This is a genomic window from Pseudomonas sp. (assembly GCF_030683065.1).
Lineage (GTDB): Bacteria > Pseudomonadota > Gammaproteobacteria > Pseudomonadales > Pseudomonadaceae > Aquipseudomonas.
Genome location: NZ_JAUXMX010000040.1, coordinates 23,545 through 47,802 on the forward strand (window position 1 = coordinate 23,545; position 24,258 = coordinate 47,802).

Sequence of the window (24,258 nt, forward strand, 5' to 3'; positions counted from 1 at the left end):
AATGTTCGGCATCACCAAAGCAAAGACTGTCCCCTCCACCCCCTTTGCTGATTTCATTCGTAACGCCTCTTCTGGCGAGAAGAAGCGTGTGTATGAGCGCGTGTTGAAAAAAGCCACCGAGCGTCAAAATCGCGTGCTGGCAGAGGCAGCCAGCAAGTAACTCAGCGTCTTTCTGACTTCTATCCCCCATTATTAATGGTCATATTCAACCCGCCACATCCCGGCGAAACGCTGCTCGAAGACGTGATACCCGAACTGGGCATCAGCATTGCCGAACTGGCCCGTCGCCTTGGTTTTGCACGTGAATCCTTGTCCCTCGTCCTGCACGGCCAGGCACCGATCAGCCCAGACCTGGCCGTTCGCCTGGAACGGGCCGGCGTTGGCAGAGCACGCACCTGGCTGGACGTACAAACCGATTATGACTTGTGGCAAGCAAGGCATCGCGAGCAACCCCATATCGAGCGCTTTGCCGCCATCGCTTAATGGCTAACCGGCAAAATACGGAGCAAGGCGGTGAAACGCTGGCGCAGCACATGATCCCTGGGCTGCCAACGCCCTCGGACTCATCCACGGCCCGATCTACCGCGGTCGACACCAGACGTTCGGAAGATGCCGACCTATGACATTAAGAAAAAACCAATACAAACGCCTGAAATAAAGGTCTTCTTGCCTCAGTTAAGAAAAACTGAGGCTCAGAGTCGGCCTAAAGGATTTTTGACATGCACCTAGTCGGATATGTCTATCCCAGGTGCTCATCCAGATCCGCCGGCAAGGTTATTTGGTAAGTCGGGTTCAAGTGCCCCCCAGGGACCAGGCAGCGCTTCCCCTTGCCGAGATACACACCATCCAGCGAAACATGATCCAGCCAGGCATGCTGGTGACGGTCGGCAAGTGCTAGGAATAGCTGCTTGGCCTTTATGCTGGTGCAATGGCACCCCTGACCCACCCACACCTACGCCCCCATTTTCTACAGCTGGTTTTAATCATGACCTCTGCCTCTTAGGCTGCGAATAGGATAATCAATGAGGCACGTGGAGTGATGAAGACACTGTTTTTGCTAATGACTCAATACGACGGACAAGCTGTCATCCCCATCGACTGGGTTTGCCGCGACTTTCTTGGATTGTCGGTGGACAAGTTCAAACGCAAAAGGCTCATGGGTGAGATTGATCTGCCGGTAGTGCGCCTCGGCGCAAACTCCCAGAAGGCAAACCTTGGAATACACCTCGAGGATCTCGCTGCCTATATCGACAGGCAGCGAGCGGCAGCGATCAAAGAAAGGGATCAGTTGACGGGACGGCGCTTAGCCTGAACCGCCCTGGCCAAGCCAGGATCAGCCTCACTTGGCACCCGAGCCCCAAGCTCTACAGGGGCGGCGATGATCTTGCCCAGCCAAGTCCATTCCTTGTATGGATCCCCTCGACCATTCAAATGCGTGTAACGACGCATTGAGTTCCAGTCACGATGCCCAGAAACACTGGCTACGCGAGGAATATCCCAGTCCATCTCAAACAACCGACTCACACCATCATGGCGAAGGTCATGGAAATGCAGGTCTTTGATCTCGAGAAACTTGCAGGTACGGGTAAAGGAAGCAGAAATTGAGTCCGAGCAATAGGGGAAGATCTCTCGGCCCGATTTGGGCATGCTCTGCAGGATCTTCCAGGCTTCATCCGGCAGATGACACCAGACGTTGTTGCCGATCTTCTGCCCAGGATTCTTCATATCCCTGACGAGAACCGACTGGCGTTGCTCATCCAGGTCTTCCCAACGAATCCTGGTGATTTCTTCCTGCCGACGGGTCGAGAAGATCGCGAAGGCGATCACCTTGGGCATGTGGATAGCGCTAGGTCTACGGTCTTGTAGCTCAAAGAAGCAGGAAAGTAGCTTATCCAGTTCGTCCTTGCTCGGCCGCCGATCACGCTCGCGGCTCCGACTGACCATACCCAGCTTGCGCAGAACCTTGCGGGCATCACTCATCGCGACTGAATCTACCTCATAGCCCCAAGCAGGCCTGGCAACACCCATCACCGCCCCCAAGTGCGAAAGGTCATTGCCGACAGTCTGAGCTTGCACGCCGCCGCCCTCCTTGCTTATGCGCCACTGCGCATACTCGACCAATTTCTGACTTGTCAGCTCGCTATCAAGGACACCGCCCAACCAAGTCTCACTGATCGCGCACAAGGTCGCACGCTTAGTCTTGCCCAGCGGCCGGATCCTTTCGTACTCCTCAAGGTAGCGCGCAATGATGTTCTTGAGCGGCACGGCCTTACGTGACGCGCTATCGAGAGCGCCAGGTTGTGCCAGCTCAGCCTCCCGCCTGGTCATCCAGGCACGGGCCACCTGTTTTCGGTCGAACGATTGGCTTTCTTGGTAGACTATTACCCCTTTTCGTCGCAACCGAATCTGGGCCGTGTACTTGACCTGCCCGCTTTTGTTCAAGCGCTTAGTGATCGTTCCCACTGCGCTCACCTCCAGTGCTAAAAGCTGATCATCCAGTGCTAAATTTTAGCACCAAGCTTGCGAAAACAGGCAAAAACAAGCTTTTTCGGCCACCAATTGACATGAACCGATGCCCCTAGAATCAGCCTCAAACCCAACAAACACGCCACCTACAGTGTCTCGACGCTTCTCCGTTGCGCCGATGATGGATTGGACAGATAGGCACTGCCGATTCTTTCTCCGCCAACTGTCGACGAACGCCCTCCTCTATACCGAGATGGTTACCACTGGCGCTCTGTTGCACGGTGATACGGCGCGGTTCCTGCGCCATAGCGCGGCGGAATACCCATTGGCACTGCAGCTCGGCGGTAGCGTTCCGGGAGATCTGGCAGCCTGCGCCAAGCTGGCGCAACAGGCGGGCTATAACGAGGTTAACCTCAACGTCGGCTGCCCCAGCGATCGGGTGCAGAACAATATGATTGGCGCCTGCCTGATGGGCCATCCACAGCTGGTCGCCGACTGTGTTAAGGCCATGCAGGATGCGGTGAGCATCCCTGTGACGGTCAAGCACCGCATCGGCATCAATGGCCGTGACAGCTATGCGCAGCTGTGCGATTTCGTCGGTACGCTACGAGACGCCGGCTGCCAGAGTTTTACCGTGCATGCGCGCATCGCCATTCTCGAAGGCCTGTCACCCAAGGAAAACCGCGATGTACCGCCGCTGCGCTACGACATCGTCGCGCAGATCAAACACGACTTTCCGGACCTGCAGATCATCCTCAATGGCGGCATCAAGACCCTGGAGCAATGCCAGGAGCACCTGCAGACCTTCGATGGCGTAATGCTGGGTCGCGAGGCTTACCACAATCCTTATCTACTGGCGCAGGTCGATCAGCAACTGTTCGGCTCGACGGCACCGGCGCTCAGCCGATTAGAGGCGATGCAGTCGATGCGCGGCTATATCGTCGCGCACCTGGCCGAGGGCGGCAGCATGCACCACATCACCCGCCACATGCTTGGCCTGGCCCAGGGTTTCAATGGCGCACGGCGCTTTCGTCAGCTCCTGTCGGTGGATATTCACCAGACCAGCGAGCCCTTGGCACTATTCGATCAAGCGGCGCAATTGCTGCAAGGGCGCTGACTCGGGTAAGGTCATGGCATCAGTAACGACAAGGCAAGGTCATGACCTCCAAGCTGGATCAACTCAAGCAGTTCACCACGGTGGTCGCCGATACCGGCGACCTCGATGCTATCGCCCGCATGCAGCCGGTCGATGCCACTACCAATCCTTCACTGCTACTCAAAGCCGCCGCCATGCCCGGCTACGCTCAGCTACTGAAGAATGCAGTCAGCACCAGCCAGGGTGATCTGGGTTTAGCCTGTGACCGCTTCGGCGTAACAGTCGGCCAGGAAATTCTCAAGATCATCCCGGGTCGAATTTCCACTGAAGTCGATGCGCGCCTGTCCTTCGATACCGAAGCCACCCTGCGCCGTGCCGAGCGCTTGATCGACCTGTATGACCAGGCCGGCATCGGCCGCGAACGGGTGCTGATCAAGATCGCCTCGACCTGGGAAGGCATCCGCGCCGCCGAGCAACTGGAAAAAGCCGGCATCCAGTGCAACCTCACGCTGCTGTTTTCCTTCGCCCAGGCCCAGGCCTGCGCCGATGCCGGAGTGTTCCTGATCTCACCATTCGTGGGCAGGATCTACGACTGGTACAAAAAGGCTGAAGCGCGTGATTTCGTTGGCGCAGAAGATCCAGGCGTACAGTCGGTGACACGCATCTATAACTACTACAAAGCCAATGGCTACGGGACCGTGGTCATGGGCGCCAGCTTCCGCAACATTGGCCAGATTGAGCAATTAGCTGGTTGCGACCGCTTGACCATCAGCCCGGAATTGCTGCAACAACTGGCCGATGACCAGGCTCCGCTCGAACGAAAACTTAGCAGTGGCCAGCCCGCCGAAGCCCGACAAAGCCTTGAGCAGAGCCAGTTCCGCTGGGCAATGAACGAAGATCCGATGGCCACCGAGAAACTCGCCGAAGGCATTCGGCAATTCGCGCGCGACCAGGAAAAACTGGAAAAACTGCTCACCGACATCGCCTGAATGCAAAACGGGGCGCCGATTCTTATCGAGCGCCCCGTTTTGCTTTGAGAGCAAAGCACTTCCAGGCAACACTAAAAACTATCAGTGATGCTCCAGCGCACTGACCAAGTCATGAAAGGCTTCGCGATTAGACTCATTCAGGTCCATCAAAATACGATGCGCCTCCAGCACCTTCGCCCGCACCACGTCTTCGGATTGATCCTGCGATGGCAGGTCGTCCAGACAATCCGGGCATGGAATTGGGGTATCGACAATATTGAACACTTGATCGAAACCCATCGACTGCAATAGTCGGGTGATATCAGGGTGCGTCGTTACCACGGTTGGCAACAGACCGATCTTTTGCCTCGACAGAATCGACAGCTTGGCCAGCAAGCCCAAGGTAGTGCTATCGATGCTGCGCGTCTCGGTCAGGTCTATAACGATGGCGGAAAAATTCAGCGCGGTGAAAATCTTTTCGATGGTGGAATCCAGCGCTGAACACAGGGTCAGGCGCACCTCACCGACAAACTTCAGTATGAAGGTACCATCTTGTTCGGCGAACTGGATTCTACCGGGGCTCATCCCAAGATTCATGCAAGGTTCCTGCTTAACACCAGCAAGGCAATATCATCCGGCATATCGGCCAGCTTGGCCAGCCCAAACACCTGACGCAGACCGTCCAGGGTTCCGCCAGCCGAACTGATCAAGCGGGGTAGCGCGAGTTCTTTTTCCTGCAAGGTATCTCCCGGCAGCAGATCAAGAATGCCATCGGAGAGCAGCGTCAAACTGAACGATTCAGGCAATTGCAGCACGTGATCGCTGTATTCGGCCTCATCGAACAGACCAACCGGCAAACCACGGCCCGTGAGGTAGTGTGCTTCACCTTCGCTATACAGCACTGGCAGCGGGAGATGGCCACCAATACTGTAGGTGAGCTGACCCAGTTGCTCATCAATAACCCCACCCACCATGGTCACATGCTTGCCCAGCTTGCAATTGATCAAGCCACGGTTGATATGGCCAAGGACTTCCGAAGGCTTGAACTCCGGGAAACTGCCATTGCGCCGCAACTCATAGAGCAAGCGGGTGGTCATGAATTTCAGGAGTACGGTAACGAATGCCGAAGAAGCGCCATGCCCGGACACATCCGCGAGGTAAAAGGCGATACGCCGCTCATCAACGCGAAAGTAGTCGACAAAATCCCCTGATAAATAGAGTGACGGAATGATCTGGTGAGCGAACTGCAATCCATCGGCTTGCCAGGGCGTGACCGGCAGCATGTTCATCTGTACTTGTCGACCAGCGTTCTGGTCTTCCTGGAGCAGATGCAAGCTGGCTTGCAGCTCGCGGTTAGCCGCCTCCAACTGCTCCCGATAGCGCTGATTCTCAAGGCGCAGATGCGCACGGTCCAGCGCTCGGCGCACCGAATGCTCGAGCACCGCAAGATCTTCAAGGGGTTTGATCAGGTAATCTGCAGCACCCAGACGCAAGGCCTCGACCGCATCGTTCATCACGCCAGCACCTGAAACCACGATAATCGGCGTTTCGACCTGCAGCTGGTTGATCCGCCGAATCAGCTCAAGACCATCAACCTGCGGCATGCGCAGGTCGCAGATCACTACATCCGGCTGTTCGCGCTGGAAGACCTCGAAGCCTTGCAAACCATTACAGGCTTGCAGAACATTGAAGCCGCTGTCTTCCAAGTAGGCTGCGAGACTCGCACGCACCACTTCGTCGTCGTCGATAATCAGCAGCGTGGCACTGGTTTTGAGCATTTGGTATCCAGGCAAACTGCGCCGGGGCAAGGCTTGGCAGAAACACCAGGCCATCAGCCTGCGCGCGCGTACTCGGTTCGTCTCAGGCCGCTGACGGTACTCCCATAAGCACCTCGATTCAAGCGTATGCCACTCATCACTGTACGACTTTACACCTCAAATCGACGAAGGTTATAAAGAAGCACAGGAGAACCCTACAACAAAGAGGATAGCGTCCATGAGCAATAGTAATCACGATTACAGTGAAAAACGCGATTACATCCGTATGCGGCTGGAGGCACCAGTCACTGTGCAGCATGCCGGACAGGAAATCCCTTCACTGTGCCTCGACCTGTCGAGTACCGGCATGCAACTGGAAGTCGAGTGCACGCTGAAAGTGGGGGACAAGATCAAGGTGCATATCGCCTCTGACCATAACCAGCTCAAAGGCCTGATTGCTGAAGCCGAGGTGGTTCGTGTCAGCGATCTGGGCGACGGACGCCAGAACCTGGGCTTGGCTATCTTGTCGATGAGGTGAGTCAGCAGTTCCCTACATACAAAAAGGCGACCCGAGATGGTCGCCTTTTTGCTAGCCAGAAAACGCGATTAAAAATCGTCTTCAACATCGCCGTCGCGCACCTTGAACTCACGGTTCTGCAGGTAAGCGTTGCGGATGAAGATGTATTTATCGCCGCTGATCATTCGCTCAGCCGACAACAAACTGGCTCGGGTGTCGATAATGTCTAAACCGCGCGTGACGTTTCGGGTCGGCACGTGGCCCATATAGCGATATGGCTGAAGCAGGCTGTCCGGCACCTTACTGAAGGTGTCGCGCACTGTACTGGGACCGAGCAAGGGCAGCACTACATAAGGACCGCTGCCCAGCCCCCAAGCGCCAAAGGTCTGACCAAAGTCTTCGTCATTGCGCTGCAGGCCCATTTCCTTGGCCACGTCGAAGAAGCCTAGTACGCCAAAGGTGGTGTTGAATATCACCCGACTGGTGTCAACGCCGGCGTCGTGTAGCTTGCCTTGCAACACGTTGTTAGCCAGATTGCCAACATCGCCGATATTGCCGAAGACGTTACGCACGCCGTCTTCCAGAAACTGCGGGGTTACTGCCTGGTAGCCCTGCGCCAGAGGCTTGAGCGCATAGGTGTCAACCGTGTCATTGAAGCGAAAGATCGTGCGATTGAAGCCTTGCCACGGGTCATCCTCAGCGCCCTGAGCCACCAGCGGAAGCAGTACCAGGCTGGTACAGGCAAAAAATCGGCCCAGCCGATCGATCCAGTTCGCACCGATTACAGGCATTAGGAGTCTCTCCTTGAGAAAGGTTGTAGGCAGTATAGAGCTGAGCAGTATAAAGCCTGAAGCCACCAAATAGGCAGCCAGAGAAGTTTGCGCCTTGTAGGAAAACGCCTTGCCCAGTACTTGTCGGGTGATGGCAATCATCATGCTCAATGCCTAATCAGGCGCCAAGCACCACACCGAAAGGAGCGAGCGCTTTTGTCGATAGATGTCACAACTGCTTCATCTAATTGTCATAAGCAGCCTGCAAGATTGAGCCGATCAATTCATGGATGACCCGTATGCCCGCCACTCCCCCCGCCTTCAGTGCATTGCTTTTCGGTTTATCCGGCGGCTTGGTGGACTTTGGCGCACGCACACTGCCTTCGGCCATGCAGCGCCTGTATCCGCAATACCGAGACGATCAAGTCGACACTGCACTTACTGCTCTGGAGAAATCGCTTGGGCGCATGCCCAGCAACGACGAACGTCAAGCTTTTGAGCAGGCCTTGAGCGAGGCAGCCTGTGAGCATGCCGAGCTCACTCCTGGCGCAATGCAGCAGTTGCAACAACTGCATCAGCGACATGTGCCCTGCGCCTGGATTGATGAACTACCGCGCGATGCCAGCATTGCCCTGGCAACTCCGCTACCTGACTGGCTCACCGCGGCACCGACCGGGGCCGCGCGTGCCTGGCCAGCACCGGACGCCTGCTGGCAGGCACTGGCGGGCTTACAGGTAGGGCAGCTCGATGGCTGCGTACTGATCAGCGGCGAGCCGCGCCTGCTCCAGTCCGGCCTCAATGCAGGCCTGTGGACGATCGGCCTGGCGGCTTGTGGGTCACTCTGCAGCCATGCACCGGCAGACTGGCAGGCCCTTTCCTTGGCCGAGCGTGACCACTTGCGCACCCAGGCAACCTTGACCCTGTATCGCCTCGGCGTGCATGCGGTAATCGATCAATTGACTGAACTCGGCCCCTGCCTTACCGACCTCAGTTGCCGCCGTCAAAAGGGCGAAAAACCCTGAGCACGGGTGAAAAAATTCACGCCGACTGTGCTCGCATCCAGACGACTTACGCGTCGACCAATCACCTCGCACAATCCGCATGCAGTCACACTATTTAAGACAGAGCACTGCTTAAGACAGAGCACTGTCGATCACGGATGTGCTTCACCTCCGGCGGACTGTCGCGTCTTTCCTTGGTCTGCCTACCCGGCGGGAACAGTGACTAGCGATCGACCTAAGCTACCGGGCGCAATCCGAACGGGTAACCGCGGGCCCGAAGCCGCTGAAGATTTGATCTCGAGCAAGCAAAACAGCGCTGCTTGGATTACCCTAGCAGGCATACGAAGACCTTCGCCAAGGCGCACGGTCAATAGCTTGCCAATCTGATAAAGAGAGCGTTTTATGCCTGCAAACCGCCTACAGCAACAGTTGGAAGAGCTACGCGATCAGCTGGCTCAGGATTTGCCACTGACTGAAGAAGAGCGAGCATCCCTGTTCGTCCTGACTCAGGAAATCGAACTTCAACTGGCTCGCCAGGCAGCCGCTGCACCGGATGCCACCCTGATCGATGGCGTCAATCTAGCGGTAGAGCGCTTCGAAGCCAGCCATCCTACTGTAGCTGGCACTCTGCGCAACATCGTTCAGAGCCTGGCCAACATGGGCATCTGAGCAACTGAACACCTTTCGCCTGCTGCCTCCACCTTCCTGCTATTGACGGTGCTCGACACGTCTAGCGCCTCCGCAGGACCGCCATAGCTGCCACGGTGTGCCCAACATGTTGGTTGACACTTCCGCCTGTGCTTACTGGCGCACCAAGCGCCGGTTGTCCGGCGCTATCGCAGCCGTACTGCGGTAAGGATTGATGTCCAGGCCGCCGCGCCGTACATAACGGGCGTAAACCGTCAGGTACTCGGGTTGGAGCAGGCGCTGCAAGTCAAGAAAGATCCGCTCAACGCACTGCTCGTGAAAGTCCGCATGCTGGCGAAAGCTGACCAGATAGGCCAGTAAACTGGCGTGATCCAGCGCTGCCCCGCGGTACTCGACTACCACGCTGCCCCAATCCGGCTGACCGGTGACCGGGCAGTTGGACTTCAGCAGGTGGCTGTGCAGGCTCTCTTCAACGATGCGGTCTGCCGTGCACTGCAGCAACTCAGGCTGCGGTTGTGCATAGTTGCTGATAACCACGTCCAGCTCATCGATGCACGGCCCAGGCAACGTCGCCACGCCTTCGGCTGTCACCTCGGCCAAACTGCGCACGCGCACGCCTACCCCCTTGCCGGCCGCCTCTGACAAATCGCGCTGGAGCAACGCGAGCAATTCACCCACATCATTGAACACAGTCTGATTCAACGAGTTGAGGTACAACTTGAAGGACTTCGACTCGATGATATTCGGTGAATCGGCGGGTATGGCGAACTCGCCAATGGCCACCACCGGCTTACCTGAAGGCAACAGCCAGGACAGCTCGAAGCAGTTCCAGAAATCCACACCTTGATACGGCAACGTCTCAGCCGTCAGGCCCAGCTCGGCCCACTTGGCTGCACGCGAAATCGGGAACAGCAGTGACGGCGTATAGGTAGCGATGTATTCGCTGGATTTACCCAGTGGCGAATCTTCGGCGGCGGGATGCATGGCAAAAACCTGGTTAGTCAAAGGGAACAGTGCATGACGCGGGCGGAGCTTAATCGCCGTGCAAGCACGACGACTCTCGCCTACTCGAGGCCCGCTGTTGGCGGTGCGCTAGGCCAGCTCAGCCACAACCGCAGCCAACGCCTGGGACGGATCGCTGGCCTGGCTGATCGGGCGACCGATGACCAGATAATCGGAACCGCCATCCAGCGCCTGACGCGGAGTGAGAATACGCCGCTGATCGTCCTGGGCGCTGCCCGCCGGACGAATCCCCGGTGTGACCAACTGCAATGCCGGGTGAACAGCCTTTAGTGCCGGGGCCTCCTGGGCAGAGCACACCAGGCCATCCAGCCCAGCCTGCGCAGCCAGACCCGCCAACCGCAGAACGTGTGTCTGCGGCTCGACATCCAGACCAATACCCGCCAGATCCTCGCGCTCCATACTGGTCAGCACGGTTACGCCGATCAAGAGCGGCTTGGCACCGCTAAGGGCGTCCAACGTCTCGCGGCAGGCCGCCATCATGCGCAAGCCACCCGAGCAATGCACGTTGACCATCCACACGCCCAATTCGGCGGCAGCCTTGACCGCCATCGCCGTGGTGTTGGGAATGTCGTGGAATTTCAGATCGAGAAACACCTCGAAACCCTTGTCCGCGAGCGCACCAACGATGTCCGGACCACAGCGGGTGAAGAGCTCCTTGCCGACTTTGACCCGGCACAGCGCAGGATCAAGTCGATCGGCCAGCGCCAGCGCGGCGTCACGGGTCGGGAAATCCAGGGCAACGATGATTGGGGTCTGGCAGGCTGGCATGGGCGGACTCTCGGACAAGACAAATTCGGCGCGCATTGTAGCGGAACCCGCTCACGATTGCCGGTTCGACGGTTCGACGGTTCGACGGTTCGACGACTCGACGGTTTAGCCGCCCATAGCAGGCGGCGCTATCAGCAGCAACATAAATACATCGGCAACCGCACTGCTGCGCAATCAGTGCAGCCAGTCACCGGCAACCGAGAGCATCGTCGAAGGCTTTAGGCTCTGAGGCCGAGCAACAGCGCACAGAGCAGCAAGAAGCCGGCGAACAGCACGCGCAACAGTCGCTCGGGCAAGGCGTGAGCGAGCCTCACCCCCCAACTGATACTGAGCAACCCACCCAGCGCCAAGGGAGCTGCCAACGCCCAGTCGACATGATCGTGCCAGGCATAGATCACCAGGGTAGCCGCCGTACTCGGCGCCGCCAGAGCAAGCGCCAAACCCTGAGCCATCAACTGGGTGGCGCCAAACACGCCGGTCAATACCGGCACGGCCAGCACCGCACCACCGACCCCGAACAAACCGCCGAGCAAACCGGCAGCGCTGCCCAGCGCAGCCAGCCAAGGCCAGGGCTGACGCAGTTCGCTGCTGCCCGCAGCCGGGCGCCAATACATGCGCGACAGATTGTAGAGCGCCAACACCAGGAGAAAAACAGCGAAGGCTATACGCATCTGCTCGGCATCCACCGCCACCGCCCATCCTGCCCCGAGCCAGGCACACAAGAAGCCGCTGAACGCCAAGGTCAGCGCATGGCGCAGGTCGATGCGGTTACGCTGGTGATAGCGCCACAACGCCAACAATACGTTCGGCACCACCATCACCAGGGCCGTACCCTGGGCCAACTGCTGATCGAGCCCGAACAGCACGCCCAGAGCCGGAATCGCGATCAACCCCCCGCCGATGCCGAATAAGCCACCCAGCGTACCCAGTAGCACACCGAGAATCAGATTCAGGGCAAAGTCAGTCAGATTCATCGGTAGCTCCGTTGGCGTTCCGCTCATCGTACCCAGCCATTACTGGCCCGGAAACGCACAGCAGCGCACAATCGCTGTGCTGATCACGCATAAGCGAGCCATACATGAACCCCGACGCCCTCACTGACCAACTCAGCCTGTTTCTCGACGTACTGGAAACCAGCAGTTTCTCTGCTGCCGCCAGACGCCACCCGCTGACCCCTTCTGCAGTGGCCCGGCGCATCGATGCGCTGGAGCGCTCGCTCGGCAGTAGCCTGTTCAGTCGCAGCACCCACGCGGTGCGCGCGACACCGGCCGGACTGGCCTTTGCAGAGCGCGCCCGGCGCATTCTTGCGGAGCTGCACCTGGCCCGTGCTGAGGCCGTATCGCTGAGCAGCGCACCGGAGGGATTGATCAGCATCGACGCCCCTGCGCCCTTTGGCCGGCGCCACCTGGCGCCGGCGATTGCCGAATTTCTCGTCGCCTACCCGGGACTTGACGTGCAACTGCGCCTGATCGACAGCTTCATCGACCTGCATGGCGCACACCTCGGCGAGGTCGACCTGGTGTTGCGCATCGGCCCGCTGGCCGACACCCGCCTGGTCGCCACCGCCCTGGCGCCACTGGTGCGAGTGGTCTGCGCCAGCCCGAATTACCTGGCACAACATGGCGTGCCGCGTTCGCCAAGTGAGCTGATCGAGCACGCTGGACTCGACTGGGACAGCCTGGCGCCGCCCCACGCATGGCGCTTCGAGGTCGACGGCAAGCTGCAGATCTGTCGCCCAAAACGCCTGCGCATGATCGCTAATAACGCCGAAACGCTGTTGTTTGGTGCACTTGCCGGCCTGGGTATAGCCCACCTGCCAACCTGGCTGATCAGCGACTACCTGTTACGCGGCGAATTGCTGCCGCTGTTCTGTGCAGACGGCCTGCCGCCGCCGGAACCGAGCGGCATCTATGCCCTGCGCCTGGAGCGTGAAACCAGTTCGCGCAGCCGTTTGCTGCTGGAGTTCCTCAAGTCACGCTTCGGCCCGCTGCCGCCCTGGGACCTCGCCCTGCAAAGCGGCCTGAATCGCCGCTGATCAGATATCCCTGCATGCAACGCCCGAATCAGCCACCGCAGCAGCCCACGGCCTCGCATCCGAAACCGACGGCGCAGCCCGACTCAGGCCTGCGCCTGCCTGACGTTGAGCGCGACGAATTGGCAATATCTGTGGGCTTATTGTCCTTGTTGCCAGTCTCTCGCTGAGCGCAGACTGCATCCACTGTTCGTCGAGTGCTCGCCCGTGGATACGCTAAAAACCATTGCCTGCCTGCTTTACCCGGATGTGATGAGCCTGGATGTGACCGGCCCGCTGCAGGTCTTCGCCTCGGCCAATATCGAGCGCCAGCGCCAGGGTTTGCCGGCGGTCTATCGACTTGTCGTGCTCGGCCAACAGACCGGCGCTATCGCCACTTCGGCCGGTTTCCAACTGGTTGCCGAACAGCGCTGGTGCGAAATCGACGCAGCACAGATCGACACCCTGCTGATCCCCGGCGGCCTGGGCGAGCAGGCCCAATGCCAGAATCAGGAATTATTGGCCTGGTTGCGTGCCGCCGAACCACGGGTGCGCCGCCTGGGCTCAGTCTGTTCCGGCGCACTGATCCTCGCCGCCGCCGGCCTGCTCAAGGGCCGCAGGGCAACTACCCACTGGGCCGATGCGGAAAATCTGCGCCGGGAATATCCAGACGTCATGGTCGCTGCAGACTGCCTGCACACCTATGACCCGCAGGATTTGCATGGTGACGGCCATATTTTTACCTCTGCAGGCGTAACTGCGGGTATCGACCTGGCCCTGGCCCTGATCGAGGCCGACCTTGGACGCGTCACCGCACTGGCGGTGGCGCGTCGCCTGGTGATGTTCCTGCGCAGACCCGGCGGGCAAGCCCAGTTCAGCGCCCTGCTCACTCCAGAGCCAAGCCGCATAACACGCCTGGCCGCGTTGCTGGAGTGGATTGCGGCGCACCTGAGCGAAGACCTGTCGCTGGACGCACTGGCCGCCCAGGCGCACATGACGCCGCGTACGCTGTCGCGAGTATTTGTCCAGGAAGTGGGCATGGGGCCGGGGCGCTATGTCGAACGTATTCGCCTGGAAGCAGCGCGCCATTTACTCCAGGGTCCTCAGGCGTCGATCGCTACGGTGGCACGCCTAACCGGTTTCGCTCACCCAGAAAACCTGCGCCGCACATTCCACAAGCACCTGGGCGTCAGCCCCCTGGAATACGCCGCGCGGTTCACCTGACGTCTCATCATCCAATCAGGAATCAAGCATGCTGCAACTGCGCCCCAACTGTGAATGCTGCGCCCGCGATCTGCCCGGCGACTCGAGCGAGGCGCTGATCTGCTCGTTCGAATGCACCTTCTGCCGTGACTGCAGCGACAACATTCTGCACGGCAGCTGCCCTAACTGTGGCGGCGAGCTGGTCAGACGACCCATCCGCCCGGCGGCCAAGCAGCCCGACAGCACCGAATCGACTGAAAGCAGCTGGCGCCCACCCCTGCCGCCTTTCACGCGGCAAAGCGCCATCGAAAAAGTCCGCCTGGCCGAGGACGGCTGGAACAGCCGCGATCCGCAACGGGTATCACAGGCCTATACCCTGGATACCAAATGGCGCAACCGTGCAGAATTTGCCGTCAATCGACAAGAAGCCGAGCGCTTCCTCACCCGCAAGTGGGCCCAGGAGCTCGACTACCGTTTGATCAAGGAACTGTGGGCGTTCAGCGACGAACGCATCGCCGTGCGTTATGCCTACGAGTGGCGTGACGACGCTGGGAACTGGTTTCGTTCATACGGTAACGAGAACTGGGAATTTTCTCAAAACGGGCTGATGAGCAAACGCTTCGCTTGCATCAACGACACGCCAATCAAAGAATCCGAACGCAAATTCCGCTGGCCCCTGGGCCGTCGCCCCGATGACCACCCTGGCCTGTCCGAGCTGGGCCTTTGAACGCTTACCGCGCACATTTAACCTACTCAAGCAGCGAGAAAAACAGTGCAGGTAAACCTAAGACAGGCACGCCGTAGACTCAGGTCAACGGCGCTGGCGCGACCTGATTACTGAGGTAAACCTTGGTCTGGTTGCGACCTGCTTTCTTGGCCGCATACAGCGCCTGGTCAGCCCGTTCGATCAACTGCTGGTAGCCCTCGACGGGATCGCTCAGGTCAGCCACACCCAAGCTGATGGTGAACGGAATTACCTGCCCCTCATAGGTCACCAGCAGCGATTCAATGCGTTGGCGCAGGCGCTCGGCAAACAACAAAGCGCCAGCACTGTCGATATCCGGCAGCAATACCACGAACTCCTCACCGCCATAGCGCCCCGCATAATCAGTGTCGCGCACCTGTTCGCGCACTACTTCAGCGACGGCTTGAATCACCTTGTCCCCAGCCGGGTGACCATGAGTGTCATTGACCTGCTTGAAATGATCGATGTCGAACATCACCAGTGCGGCCATGCTCTGATAACGCCGGTGGCGGGCGTATTCGTGCTGCAGGCACTCCTCCCAATAACCGCGGTTATTCAGGCCGGTCAAGCGATCGGTGCGCGAGAGTTGCTGCAATTGCAGGTTAGCTGCTAGCAGTTGCCGCTTGTTTACCGCCACGCTGGTCACGTCATAAATGATCAGGCAGATGTGCTCGATACGGGTATTGATGGCCTGCAGCGGCAGAATGGTAGTGTTCTGGAACATGAACTCTTCCTGCCCGGTAATTGGCTGGTAGTTCTTGAACTTCATCAGATAGGGTCGCTGCTCCCAGATGGTGAACGCGGGGGTACCCAGCGTCACTACCCCTTCAACCTTGCGGCGAAACCAGTTTTCCTCGATTTCGGGAAACAGGCTGAACAATGACTGCTGGTGAACTTCATGGGGCTGCAGACCTGAGCGATTCTCCATAAAGGTGTTCCAGACGTGTACGCGGTATTCGCGATCCAGTACCACGACGCCCACGTCAATGCCCTGCATCACGGCCAGTAGCCAGTGAAATTCGTTAAGATCCACGTTGTCGTTCATGTTCAATTCATCAGATGAGCAAGCTTGTTGGAAAGCAACGTCACTGAATCTTCAGTGAACAACAGAAGCAAGTCGAAGTGAATGGGATGGCCTTCGATGCTGTAGCTGATCTCTACCGCCAGCGTGGTCTTCCAGCGTGATCGATTGAGCTTGATCAACTCGTCAATGGATGCGTGCTCGCCCAATACGATGGGATGGCTTTGAGAAAACTGCACATCGATCTGCTCGGCAATGCCATTCAGGCAGGCGCTAATCAATACCGTGGACAAATCCAGGAGCATTTCAATTTCGGAATATTCAGACGAAGAACTACTCATCAACCCGGCCATGTCGCCCACTTCCGAGTCGTGAAAAATCAGCAGTGCCTCACCGGCTATGCCACCACCGATAAACCCTTGGCACACGGCGGTAAGTCCGTCATCGCGCTGAGCATCCGCCAGGGCCATGTGCAGCTCGCCGACCTCAAACAGATTGACATTGGGTACAGGCAATTGCACAAACACGCCCAGTAACTTGGCCAGCAAGGCCGCGGCACGGCCCATGGAGACGTTGACCACCTCACGAAAGGCATCGAGGAAATTGATGGCCGATTCAGCGGTAGCCGCACGCACAACCAGTTCATTCCCGCTGCTGGCGAGCAACCCAAGATCTTCCAGGGTTTGCCTTAGTAGCTCCGGAGCTGCCGGTTTCTGTACAAAGGCCAGCGCCCCAAGCTCCATGACCCGCCGTACCGCCTGCTCCTGAATATCGCCTGATACAACGATAACTTTGCAGGACAACCCCTCATCGCGCAGGGCCGCAAGCACCTCAAAGCCATCCATCTCGGGCATGGTCAGGTCGAGCAACATCACATCGGTCTGACCCCGACGCAAAATCTCCATGGCCTCAATGCCATGGGTCGCCTGCTCGATGGCAACAGGCCATTCGGCAGGCAGCGCGCGTAATAATTGCTTGCGCGCCATGCCTGAGTCGTCACAGATAAGCAGCGTAATGGCAGTCATGCATACCACTTATTAGGTTGTTTGTTGGCTTGGAGTCTGCGGACCAGACTCAGTCAGCTATCAATACGCCATGTTCCTGGCGTTGCACTTATTCTATGAACACAGGAACGGTAGACGGCGACCTTACGGCAAAGAGCACAGAACTATTAAATGGTATAGAAACAAAAAGGTGGCCATTTGGCCACCTTTTGCAGAGTAGAGAGTCTATGCAACTCTACAATGATCGATATTGTCACAGCCGCTGACTAAGCAGGCGCCTTAGTAGTAGGCGTTTTCCTTGATGGAGTGATCGGTCACGTCACGCACGCCTTTCAGTTCCGGGATGCGCTCAAGCAGGGTTTTCTCGATGCCTTCCTTGAGGGTCAGATCGACCTGCCCGCAGCCCTGACAGCCGCCGCCGAACTTCAATACCGCGATGCCGTCTTCGACCACATCGATCAAGCTCACTTCACCGCCGTGGCTGGCCAACCCCGGATTGATCTCGGTTTGCAGGTAATAGCTGATGCGTTCGTTTATCGGACTGTCTTCACTGACCATTGGCACTTTGGCATTCGGCGCCTTGATCGTCAGCTGGCCGCCCATACGGTCGGTCGCATAATCGACCACTGCATCTTCCAGGAAGGGCTCGCTGACTGCATCGATCCAGGCAGTAAAGCTGGCCAACGCAATTGCGGTGTCGTCTGACTTTTCTTCACCCGGCTTGCAGTAGGCAATGCAGGTTTCGGCGTACTGACTGCCCGGCTGAGTGATGAAGACACGAATGCCAATGCCTGTGGTGTTCTGCTTGCTCAGCAGATCAGCAAGATAATCGTGGGCAGCGTCGGTAATGATAATGGTGCTCATGGCAACTCCTCGCAAACATGCCCGCAGTGTACGCCAACCTTCGGGCTGCAATAAAGCCCGAGTATTTATCTCGGAATAGTTTTACCTCGCCCCACGCGTACCCCAGGACCGGCTGCAACCGACAGATGAGCCGATCAGCAGCACCGCCAGCTACAGATTTTCATAGCGATTCATATCCAGCACACCGGCCTCGATAGGTTCGGTTTCGCGGATATACGCCGACATGTCATGGAAATAACCCCAGAATTCGGGATGGCTGCGACGAATACCCCAGCGCTCGACAATCTTGCCGAACGCCTGGTCATCACTCGCCAATTCCATGCTGCGCACGAACTCCGGGACCTCCTGCGCGGTGAGGCTAAACATGAAGTTCGGGTAACTGGTCAGCACCCCTGGGTACACGGTCAGGGTATCCAGGGCCGGCTGATAACGCAGTTCCTCGCCATACATAAAGGCCACGTTGCTGTGCGCGCGGTTGCGCAACAGGCTGTAGACCTCGCGTGTGCCATTGGCCAGTTCGACGCGCAGCAGGGTTGCTTCCGGCAGCTGATGAATGACCTTTAGCCCGCCTGCAGGCTTACTGGTCAGACGGCTCAGCGCTTGTTCGGCCGCCTGCACATCGGCAGGCTGCCCAGGGCGATGGCAGTATGCATCCCGGCAACGATTGATCGGATCAGGTCGCGCATTGAGGCTGCCGTAGCGCGTCAGCAAGGCCTCGGCAAAGTCCCGCTTGGGGTTAATGGCAGATAATTGCAGGGCTGTCCGGCTACTGCTGTCAATACGCTGGTAATCCAGCCACAGCTTCAACTGACCACTGAACTGATACCAGTCATTGAGAATTGTCTTGCGCGAGTCAGCCGGCATCAGGCGCAGGAAGTTCTGCTCGGCGCCGTTGCGGATCAGATCGAAATACAAACGCGTCTGCGCCTGATGCGACAGGGTGCCGAACACATCGAAGTTGACTACTAATTGGTAATAGGCCCGCTCAAGCAGCGGATAGTCCATCCACCAGAGGGTTTGCGGGATCTCGCCGACCAGGCCCTTACGCACCGAGGCGCTGTCGTGCTGACGGAAGATACTCAGCAGCGCGTTGTCGTTACCGGCCCAGATGTGAGACCAGCTCGGCGCGGCGGCAGCGGCGTAACTGTCCATGCGCAGAGCTTCGTACTCATTGCGCCGGTTGCGATAAGTGCGCCACAGGCTAAGCAGGCTGCCGATATCGTCAAACTGGCCGGGCATGGCCAGCAGCGGCGTCGCCTCGGCGCGGTAGTTGGCATCGACCATGTACAGATCATGGCGAGGGTCCTGGAACACCACCCAGAAGTTGTCACGGATCACGTCGGTGGCGATCTGCCCGCGGCACACCGGGCCACGGATAAAGGTGCGCACAAAATACTCGGCGTTATCCAGCATGAACTGATAGCGCGCTTGTGGGGGTATCGCGGCGAACGTCTCGAATGGATTGGCGCGGCGCTGGGCACCATACCCAGGGAGCGTATCAACCTGCCAATCGTCGGTAAAAAACAGCTCTTTGACTCGCGCCAGCTTGTTCGCACTAAGCGCATAGGTGATGTGGGTCTTGTGCACGATCACGCCCTCAACCAGCGCCAGTCGATAATAGAATGCCGTGCCCGGGTCATCGTTGGGCCGGCGCGTGGCTATAGGATCGACGGGTTGACCACTCGGGGTACGTGAACGCAGCAGCTGGAAAAAATGCCCTGCCTCGCCACCACTGAAATGCAGGTGAGCGATAAACAGGTGCTCGTATAACCAGCGTGAAACCAGGCTTTCACGCATGCCCGGAGCATTGAGAAAGCGCTCCCAAATATCGACCTGCGCCGCCTCGACCGCTGTCGCCGCAAGTGCGTGCTGGTCGACGGGTGCACCTTGCTGCAACCAGTGCTGCACGGTCTGATACTCCACTTCGCTCAGGCCGGTGACCGCGAATGGCATACCCGCTTGCGGGTTTTTCCGGGCGAAGTCAGCGAACTGGTCGGGCCGTGGACACTGGTTGTCACGCTTGATGCTGACATCCAACCCAGCTGGCAGCTTGGCATTAGGTGAGAGCGGTTCAGCATGGCCCAAGGCGAGCATGCGACTCAGCAATGCCGCCTGGCTGCCCTGTTGCTCCAGCACTGAAAAGAAATCCTTGCGCCGCCAGGCATCGCTGCCATGCGCATCGAGAAACAGGCGCGTGGTGGCCTGCGCGTTGAGGCGCTTGGCGTCGTAAACCGGCAATGTGTTCGCACCCCGCTCGACGCCCTCGGCACTGCCCAGATTGAGCTGGCAAGGCGCGTCGTAACAGGCATGGCAGGCCACGCAATACTGGGTAAAGATCGGTTGCACATCACGACTGTAGGAAATCGGCTCTGCCGCCAGCAGCGCACTGATAAGCCATAAGCAAGCACCGAGCATGGCGCGATAAGGCATGTATCTATTTTCCTGGGTGCCCTTACTAGCAGGCCGTTTAAATAATTGAGTTTAGCTGTCTCACAGAGCGCAACATGAGCACTATTCATGCAAAAGACCGGGGCGCTGCAAAAGCGCGCAGCTTTGTTATGATTGCGCCCCCATTGTGTCAGCTTTGCTCAGGTAGTTCCGTCCATGTCCCCGTCCGATCGTAGCGCCCGCCTCCACGCACTTCAGCAAGCATTGAAAGAGCGCATCCTGATTCTCGATGGCGGCATGGGCACCATGATCCAGAGCTACAAACTGGAAGAAGAGGACTACCGCGGCACGCGCTTCGCCGACTGGCCCAGCGATGTGAAGGGCAATAACGACCTGTTGATCCTCAGCCGACCGGATGTGATTGGCGCCATCGAGAAAGCCTACCTGGATGCTGGCGCCGATATTCTCGAAACCAACACCTTCAACGCCACGCAAGTATCCCAGGCCGACTATGGCATGGAAGCGCTGGCCTATGAGCTTAACCTCGAAGGTGCACGCCTGGCACGCCGGGTGGCCGACGCCAAGACCCTGGAGACGCCAGACAAACCGCGTTTCGTTGCCGGCGTGCTTGGCCCGACCAGCCGCACCTGCTCGCTGTCGCCAGACGTCAACAACCCCGGCTATCGCAACGTCACCTTCGACATATTGGTGGAGAACTACAGCGAAGCGACACGCGGCCTGATCGAAGGCGGCGCAGACCTGATCCTGATTGAGACCATTTTCGACACCCTCAACGCCAAAGCAGCGATCTTCGCCGTGCAGCAAGTGTTCGAGGACGATGGCGTCGAGTTGCCCATCATGATCTCCGGCACCATCACCGACGCTTCCGGTCGCACCCTGTCCGGGCAGACCACCGAAGCGTTCTGGAACTCGGTACGCCATTCCAAGCCGATTTCCGTAGGCCTGAACTGCGCGCTAGGGGCCAAAGACTTGCGCCCCTACCTGGAAGAGCTGTCGAACAAAGCCGAAACCTTCGTCTCCGCACACCCCAATGCCGGCCTGCCGAACGCCTTCGGCGAATACGACGAAACCCCGGCAGAAACCGCGGCAGTGATCGAGGAATTCGCCCAGAGCGGTTTCCTCAATATTGTCGGTGGCTGCTGCGGCACCACCCCCGCGCATATCCAGGCGATTGCCGAGGCGGTGAGCAAATACCCGCCACGGGTTATTCCGGATATCCCCAAGGCTTGCCGCCTGTCGGGCCTGGAGCCCTTCACCATCGACCGCAACTCGCTGTTCATCAACGTCGGCGAGCGCACCAATATCACCGGCAGTGCCAAGTTCGCCCGCCTGATCCGCGATGACAACTACACCGAAGCCCTGGAAGTCGCCCTGCAGCAGGTCGAAGCCGGCGCCCAGGTGATCGACATCAACATGGACGAGGGCATGCTCGATTCGCAGAAGGCGATGGTCACCTTCTTGAATCTGATCGCCGGCGAGCCGGACATCTCGCGCGTGCCGATCATGATCGACTCCTCCAAGTGGGAGGTGATCGAAGCCGGCCTGAAATGTATCCAGGGCAAGGGCATCGTCAACTCGATCTCGATGAAGGAAGGTGTCGAACAGTTCAAGCACCACGCCAAGCTGTGCAAGCGCTATGGCGCCGCCGTGGTGGTGATGGCCTTTGACGAAGCCGGCCAAGCCGACACCGCCGCGCGCAAGCGCGAGATCTGCAAGCGCAGCTACGACATTCTAGTGAATGAAGTCGGCTTTCCGCCGGAAGACATCATCTTCGACCCGAACATCTTCGCCATTGCCACCGGCATCGAGGAACACAACAACTACGCGGTGGACTTCATCGAAGCCTGCGCCTATATCCGCGACCACCTGCCCCACGCCCTGACTTCGGGCGGCGTGTCCAACGTCTCGTTCTCGTTCCGCGGTAACAACCCGGTGCGCGAGGCGATTCACTCGGTGTTCCTCTACTACGCGATCCAGAACGGCCTGACCATGGGCATCGTCAACGCCGGTCAGCTGGAAATCTACGACCAGATCCCCAAAGAGCTGCGCGATGCGGTGGAAGACGTGGTGCTCAACCGCACACCCAACGGCACCGAGGCGTTGTTGGCGATTGCCGACAACTACAAGGGCGATGGCAGCGTCAAGGAAGTCGAGACCGAGGAATGGCGCACCTGGCACGTCAACAAGCGCCTCGAACACGCACTGGTCAAGGGCATCACCACCCATATTGTCGAAGACACCGAGGAATCGCGGCAGGGCTTCAAGCGCCCGATCGAGGTGATCGAAGGCCCGCTGATGTCGGGCATGAACATCGTCGGCGACCTGTTCGGCTCGGGCAAGATGTTCCTGCCCCAGGTAGTCAAGTCCGCACGGGTGATGAAGCAGGCGGTGGCTCACCTGATCCCCTTTATCGAGTTGGAAAAAGGTGACAAGCCGGAAGCCAAGGGCAAGATCCTCATGGCCACGGTCAAGGGCGATGTGCACGACATCGGCAAGAACATTGTCGGCGTGGTTCTGGGCTGCAACGGCTATGACATCGTCGACCTGGGCGTGATGGTGCCGGCAGAGAAGATCCTGCAGACCGCGATTGCCGAAAAATGCGACATCATCGGCTTGTCCGGGCTGATTACTCCGTCGCTCGATGAGATGGTCCATGTCGCCCGCGAGATGCAACGCCAGGGCTTCAGCCTGCCGCTGATGATCGGCGGCGCCACCACCTCCAAAGCCCATACCGCGGTAAAAATCGAGCCCAAGTACCAGAACGACGCGGTGATCTACGTCACCGACGCCTCGCGCGCGGTCGGCGTGGCCACCCAGTTGCTGTCCAAGGAACTGAAAGCCGGTTTCGTCGAACGCACCCGCCTCGATTACATCGAGGTGCGCGAACGTACGGCAAACCGCAGCGCCAGAACCGAACGCCTGAGCTACGCCAAGTCGGTGGCGAACAAACCCAAGTTCGACTGGGCGACGTATCAGCCGAGCGTGCCGAGCTTTACCGGGATCAAGGTGCTGCAAGACATCGACCTGAGTGTTCTGGCCGAGTACATCGACTGGACGCCGTTCTTTATCTCCTGGGACCTGGCTGGCAAGTTCCCGCGCATCCTTACCGATGAAGTGGTCGGTGAAGCCGCCACCGCGCTGTATGCCGACGCCCAGGAAATGCTCAAGAAACTGATCGACGAAAAACTAATCAGTGCGCGCGCCGTATTCGGTTTCTGGCCGGCCAATCAGGTGCAGGACGATGACCTGGAACTGTATGGCGAGGACGGCCAGCCGCTGGCCAAGCTGCATCACCTGCGCCAGCAGACGATCAAGCCGGACGGCAAGCCGAACTTCTCCCTGGCCGACTTCGTCGCCCCTAAAGACAGCGGCATTACCGATTATGTAGGCGGTTTCATCACCACCGCCGGCATCGGTGCCGAAGAAGTGGCCAAGGCCTACCAGGACGCCGGCGACGACTACAACTCGATCATGGTCAAGGCCCTGGCCGATCGCCTGGCCGAAGCCTGTGCCGAGTGGCTGCACCGCGAAGTGCGGACAACGTACTGGGGTTACGACCCGGAAGAAGCACTGAGCAACGACGAACTGATCAAGGAAGCCTACAAAGGCATCCGCCCTGCCCCCGGCTACCCGGCCTGCCCGGATCACACCGAGAAAGGCACCCTGTTCGAACTGCTCGACCCCGCCGCCAAAGAGCACCAGGCTGGCCACAGTGGCGTGTTCCTTACCGAACACTACGCCATGTTCCCCGCTGCCTCGGTTAGCGGCTGGTACTTCGCCCACCCACAGGCGCAATACTTTGCTGTCGGCAAGATCGACAAGGACCAGGTCGAAAGCTACACGGCGCGCAAGGACCAAGCCCTGAATGTCAGCGAACGCTGGCTGGCGCCCAACCTCGGCTACGACAACTAAACGGGTAGTAGCCCACAACTAGTCCATAGCCAGGCCCGCCAATGCGGGCCTGGCTGCTTGCGGCCTGGTTAAATC

24 protein-coding genes and 1 pseudogene are annotated in these 24,258 nt (G+C 58.6%); 13 read left to right on the forward strand and 12 right to left on the reverse strand.

Annotated features, from left to right (window positions below; translation table 11 throughout):
* The first annotated feature begins 1 nt into the window (after position 1).
* Both Q8K09_RS13005 and Q8K09_RS13010 read left to right on the forward strand, forming a co-directional pair.
* Positions 2–160 (forward strand): hypothetical protein, encoded by a 159-nt coding sequence (locus tag Q8K09_RS13005; protein WP_170862291.1) that lies wholly within the window; start codon positions 2–4, stop codon positions 158–160.
* Between the two features lie 35 nt (positions 161–195).
* Positions 196–483 carry a HigA family addiction module antitoxin gene (locus Q8K09_RS13010; protein WP_025167760.1) on the forward strand — a complete coding sequence of 96 codons (288 nt, stop codon included), beginning with the start codon at positions 196–198 and terminating at the stop codon, positions 481–483.
* Positions 484–739: 256 nt separating this feature from the next.
* On the opposite strand, the gene Q8K09_RS13015 is transcribed toward Q8K09_RS13010, so the two are convergent.
* A complete protein-coding gene (locus tag Q8K09_RS13015) occupies positions 740–952 on the reverse strand; it encodes a type IV toxin-antitoxin system AbiEi family antitoxin domain-containing protein (RefSeq protein ID WP_370869532.1) in 213 nt (70 codons plus the stop codon).
* Positions 953–1,039: 87 nt separating this feature from the next.
* Between Q8K09_RS13015 and Q8K09_RS13020 the strand changes: the two genes are divergently transcribed.
* Positions 1,040–1,312, forward strand: a complete 273-nt coding sequence (locus Q8K09_RS13020) for a pyocin activator PrtN family protein (RefSeq protein ID WP_305255510.1) — start codon at positions 1,040–1,042, stop codon at positions 1,310–1,312.
* Here the strand turns inward: Q8K09_RS13020 and Q8K09_RS13025 are convergent.
* On the reverse strand, positions 1,285–2,463 hold the full coding sequence (locus tag Q8K09_RS13025) for a tyrosine-type recombinase/integrase (RefSeq protein ID WP_305255390.1): 1,179 nt from the start codon (positions 2,461–2,463) through the stop codon (positions 1,285–1,287). The genes Q8K09_RS13020 and Q8K09_RS13025 overlap by 28 nt on opposite strands.
* Before the next feature lie 109 nt (positions 2,464–2,572).
* Between Q8K09_RS13025 and dusA the strand changes: the two genes are divergently transcribed.
* Both dusA and tal read left to right on the forward strand, forming a co-directional pair.
* Positions 2,573–3,583, forward strand: a complete 1,011-nt coding sequence (dusA, locus tag Q8K09_RS13030) for a tRNA dihydrouridine(20/20a) synthase DusA (RefSeq protein ID WP_305255391.1) — start codon at positions 2,573–2,575, stop codon at positions 3,581–3,583.
* Between the two features lie 41 nt (positions 3,584–3,624).
* Entirely contained in the window at positions 3,625–4,551 is a 927-nt protein-coding gene (gene tal / locus Q8K09_RS13035; protein ID WP_305255392.1) for a transaldolase, read from the forward strand.
* Between the two features lie 81 nt (positions 4,552–4,632).
* Here tal and rssC read toward each other — a convergent pair whose 3' ends face one another.
* Complete coding sequence (rssC, locus tag Q8K09_RS13040) at positions 4,633–5,115, reverse strand: anti-sigma factor antagonist RssC (protein WP_305255511.1); 483 nt, start codon at positions 5,113–5,115, stop codon at positions 4,633–4,635.
* A gap of 8 nt (positions 5,116–5,123) precedes the next feature.
* Positions 5,124–6,308, reverse strand: a complete 1,185-nt coding sequence (gene rssB / locus Q8K09_RS13045) for a two-component system response regulator RssB (protein ID WP_305255393.1) — start codon at positions 6,306–6,308, stop codon at positions 5,124–5,126.
* A gap of 217 nt (positions 6,309–6,525) precedes the next feature.
* On the opposite strand from rssB, the gene Q8K09_RS13050 reads away from it, so the two are divergent.
* Complete coding sequence (locus tag Q8K09_RS13050) at positions 6,526–6,825, forward strand: PilZ domain-containing protein (protein WP_305255394.1); 300 nt, start codon at positions 6,526–6,528, stop codon at positions 6,823–6,825.
* A gap of 68 nt (positions 6,826–6,893) precedes the next feature.
* On the opposite strand, the gene Q8K09_RS13055 is transcribed toward Q8K09_RS13050, so the two are convergent.
* Positions 6,894–7,595: a VacJ family lipoprotein gene (locus Q8K09_RS13055; protein WP_305255395.1), complete on the reverse strand. Its 702-nt coding sequence runs from the start codon at positions 7,593–7,595 to the stop codon at positions 6,894–6,896.
* A 278-nt stretch (positions 7,596–7,873) separates the two neighbouring features.
* On the opposite strand from Q8K09_RS13055, the gene Q8K09_RS13060 reads away from it, so the two are divergent.
* Positions 7,874–8,596, forward strand: coding sequence for an HAD family phosphatase (locus Q8K09_RS13060; RefSeq protein WP_305255396.1), 723 nt, complete (start codon positions 7,874–7,876; stop codon positions 8,594–8,596).
* A 381-nt stretch (positions 8,597–8,977) separates the two neighbouring features.
* Positions 8,978–9,244, forward strand: coding sequence for a DUF4404 family protein (locus Q8K09_RS13065; RefSeq protein WP_305255397.1), 267 nt, complete (start codon positions 8,978–8,980; stop codon positions 9,242–9,244).
* 132 nt (positions 9,245–9,376) lie between these two features.
* Here the strand turns inward: Q8K09_RS13065 and queF are convergent, their stop codons facing one another.
* From queF to Q8K09_RS13080, 3 genes are all read right to left on the reverse strand, one after another.
* A complete protein-coding gene (gene queF, locus Q8K09_RS13070) occupies positions 9,377–10,207 on the reverse strand; it encodes an NADPH-dependent 7-cyano-7-deazaguanine reductase QueF (RefSeq protein WP_305255398.1) in 831 nt (276 codons plus the stop codon).
* A 108-nt stretch (positions 10,208–10,315) separates the two neighbouring features.
* A complete protein-coding gene (gene pyrF / locus Q8K09_RS13075; RefSeq protein ID WP_305255399.1) occupies positions 10,316–11,014 on the reverse strand; it encodes an orotidine-5'-phosphate decarboxylase in 699 nt (232 codons plus the stop codon).
* Between the two features lie 218 nt (positions 11,015–11,232).
* The gene (locus Q8K09_RS13080) at positions 11,233–11,988 is read right to left on the reverse strand and encodes a sulfite exporter TauE/SafE family protein (RefSeq protein ID WP_305255400.1); all 756 of its coding nucleotides are present in this window, start codon (positions 11,986–11,988) and stop codon (positions 11,233–11,235) included.
* Positions 11,989–12,092: 104 nt separating this feature from the next.
* Here Q8K09_RS13080 and Q8K09_RS13085 point away from each other — a divergent pair, with 104 nt between their 5' ends.
* The 4 genes and pseudogenes from Q8K09_RS13085 to Q8K09_RS13100 all read left to right on the forward strand — a co-directional run bounded on the left by Q8K09_RS13085 (position 12,093) and on the right by Q8K09_RS13100 (position 14,955).
* Positions 12,093–13,049 carry a LysR family transcriptional regulator gene (locus Q8K09_RS13085; RefSeq protein WP_305255401.1) on the forward strand — a complete coding sequence of 319 codons (957 nt, stop codon included), beginning with the start codon at positions 12,093–12,095 and terminating at the stop codon, positions 13,047–13,049.
* A 204-nt stretch (positions 13,050–13,253) separates the two neighbouring features.
* Positions 13,254–14,249 carry a GlxA family transcriptional regulator gene (locus Q8K09_RS13090; RefSeq protein WP_305255402.1) on the forward strand — a complete coding sequence of 332 codons (996 nt, stop codon included), beginning with the start codon at positions 13,254–13,256 and terminating at the stop codon, positions 14,247–14,249.
* Between the two features lie 28 nt (positions 14,250–14,277).
* A pseudogene (locus Q8K09_RS13095) lies at positions 14,278–14,478 on the forward strand (DUF1272 domain-containing protein); the annotation flags it as partial.
* Positions 14,479–14,505: 27 nt separating this feature from the next.
* Positions 14,506–14,955, forward strand: coding sequence for a DUF1348 family protein (locus tag Q8K09_RS13100; protein ID WP_370869536.1), 450 nt, complete (start codon positions 14,506–14,508; stop codon positions 14,953–14,955).
* 79 nt (positions 14,956–15,034) lie between these two features.
* On the opposite strand, the gene Q8K09_RS13105 is transcribed toward Q8K09_RS13100, so the two are convergent.
* The 4 genes from Q8K09_RS13105 to Q8K09_RS13120 form a co-directional block, all read right to left on the reverse strand.
* Positions 15,035–16,018 (reverse strand): sensor domain-containing diguanylate cyclase, encoded by a 984-nt coding sequence (locus tag Q8K09_RS13105; RefSeq protein WP_305255403.1) that lies wholly within the window; start codon positions 16,016–16,018, stop codon positions 15,035–15,037.
* Positions 16,019–16,020: 2 nt separating this feature from the next.
* Entirely contained in the window at positions 16,021–17,019 is a 999-nt protein-coding gene (locus tag Q8K09_RS13110; RefSeq protein ID WP_305255404.1) for a response regulator, read from the reverse strand.
* 258 nt (positions 17,020–17,277) lie between these two features.
* Entirely contained in the window at positions 17,278–17,862 is a 585-nt protein-coding gene (nfuA, locus tag Q8K09_RS13115) for a Fe-S biogenesis protein NfuA (protein ID WP_305255405.1), read from the reverse strand.
* Positions 17,863–18,012: 150 nt separating this feature from the next.
* Positions 18,013–20,292 carry a fatty acid cis/trans isomerase gene (locus Q8K09_RS13120; RefSeq protein ID WP_305255406.1) on the reverse strand — a complete coding sequence of 760 codons (2,280 nt, stop codon included), beginning with the start codon at positions 20,290–20,292 and terminating at the stop codon, positions 18,013–18,015.
* A gap of 174 nt (positions 20,293–20,466) precedes the next feature.
* Between Q8K09_RS13120 and metH the strand changes: the two genes are divergently transcribed.
* The gene (gene metH / locus Q8K09_RS13125; protein ID WP_305255407.1) at positions 20,467–24,183 is read left to right on the forward strand and encodes a methionine synthase; all 3,717 of its coding nucleotides are present in this window, start codon (positions 20,467–20,469) and stop codon (positions 24,181–24,183) included.
* Positions 24,184–24,258 lie beyond the last annotated feature (75 nt).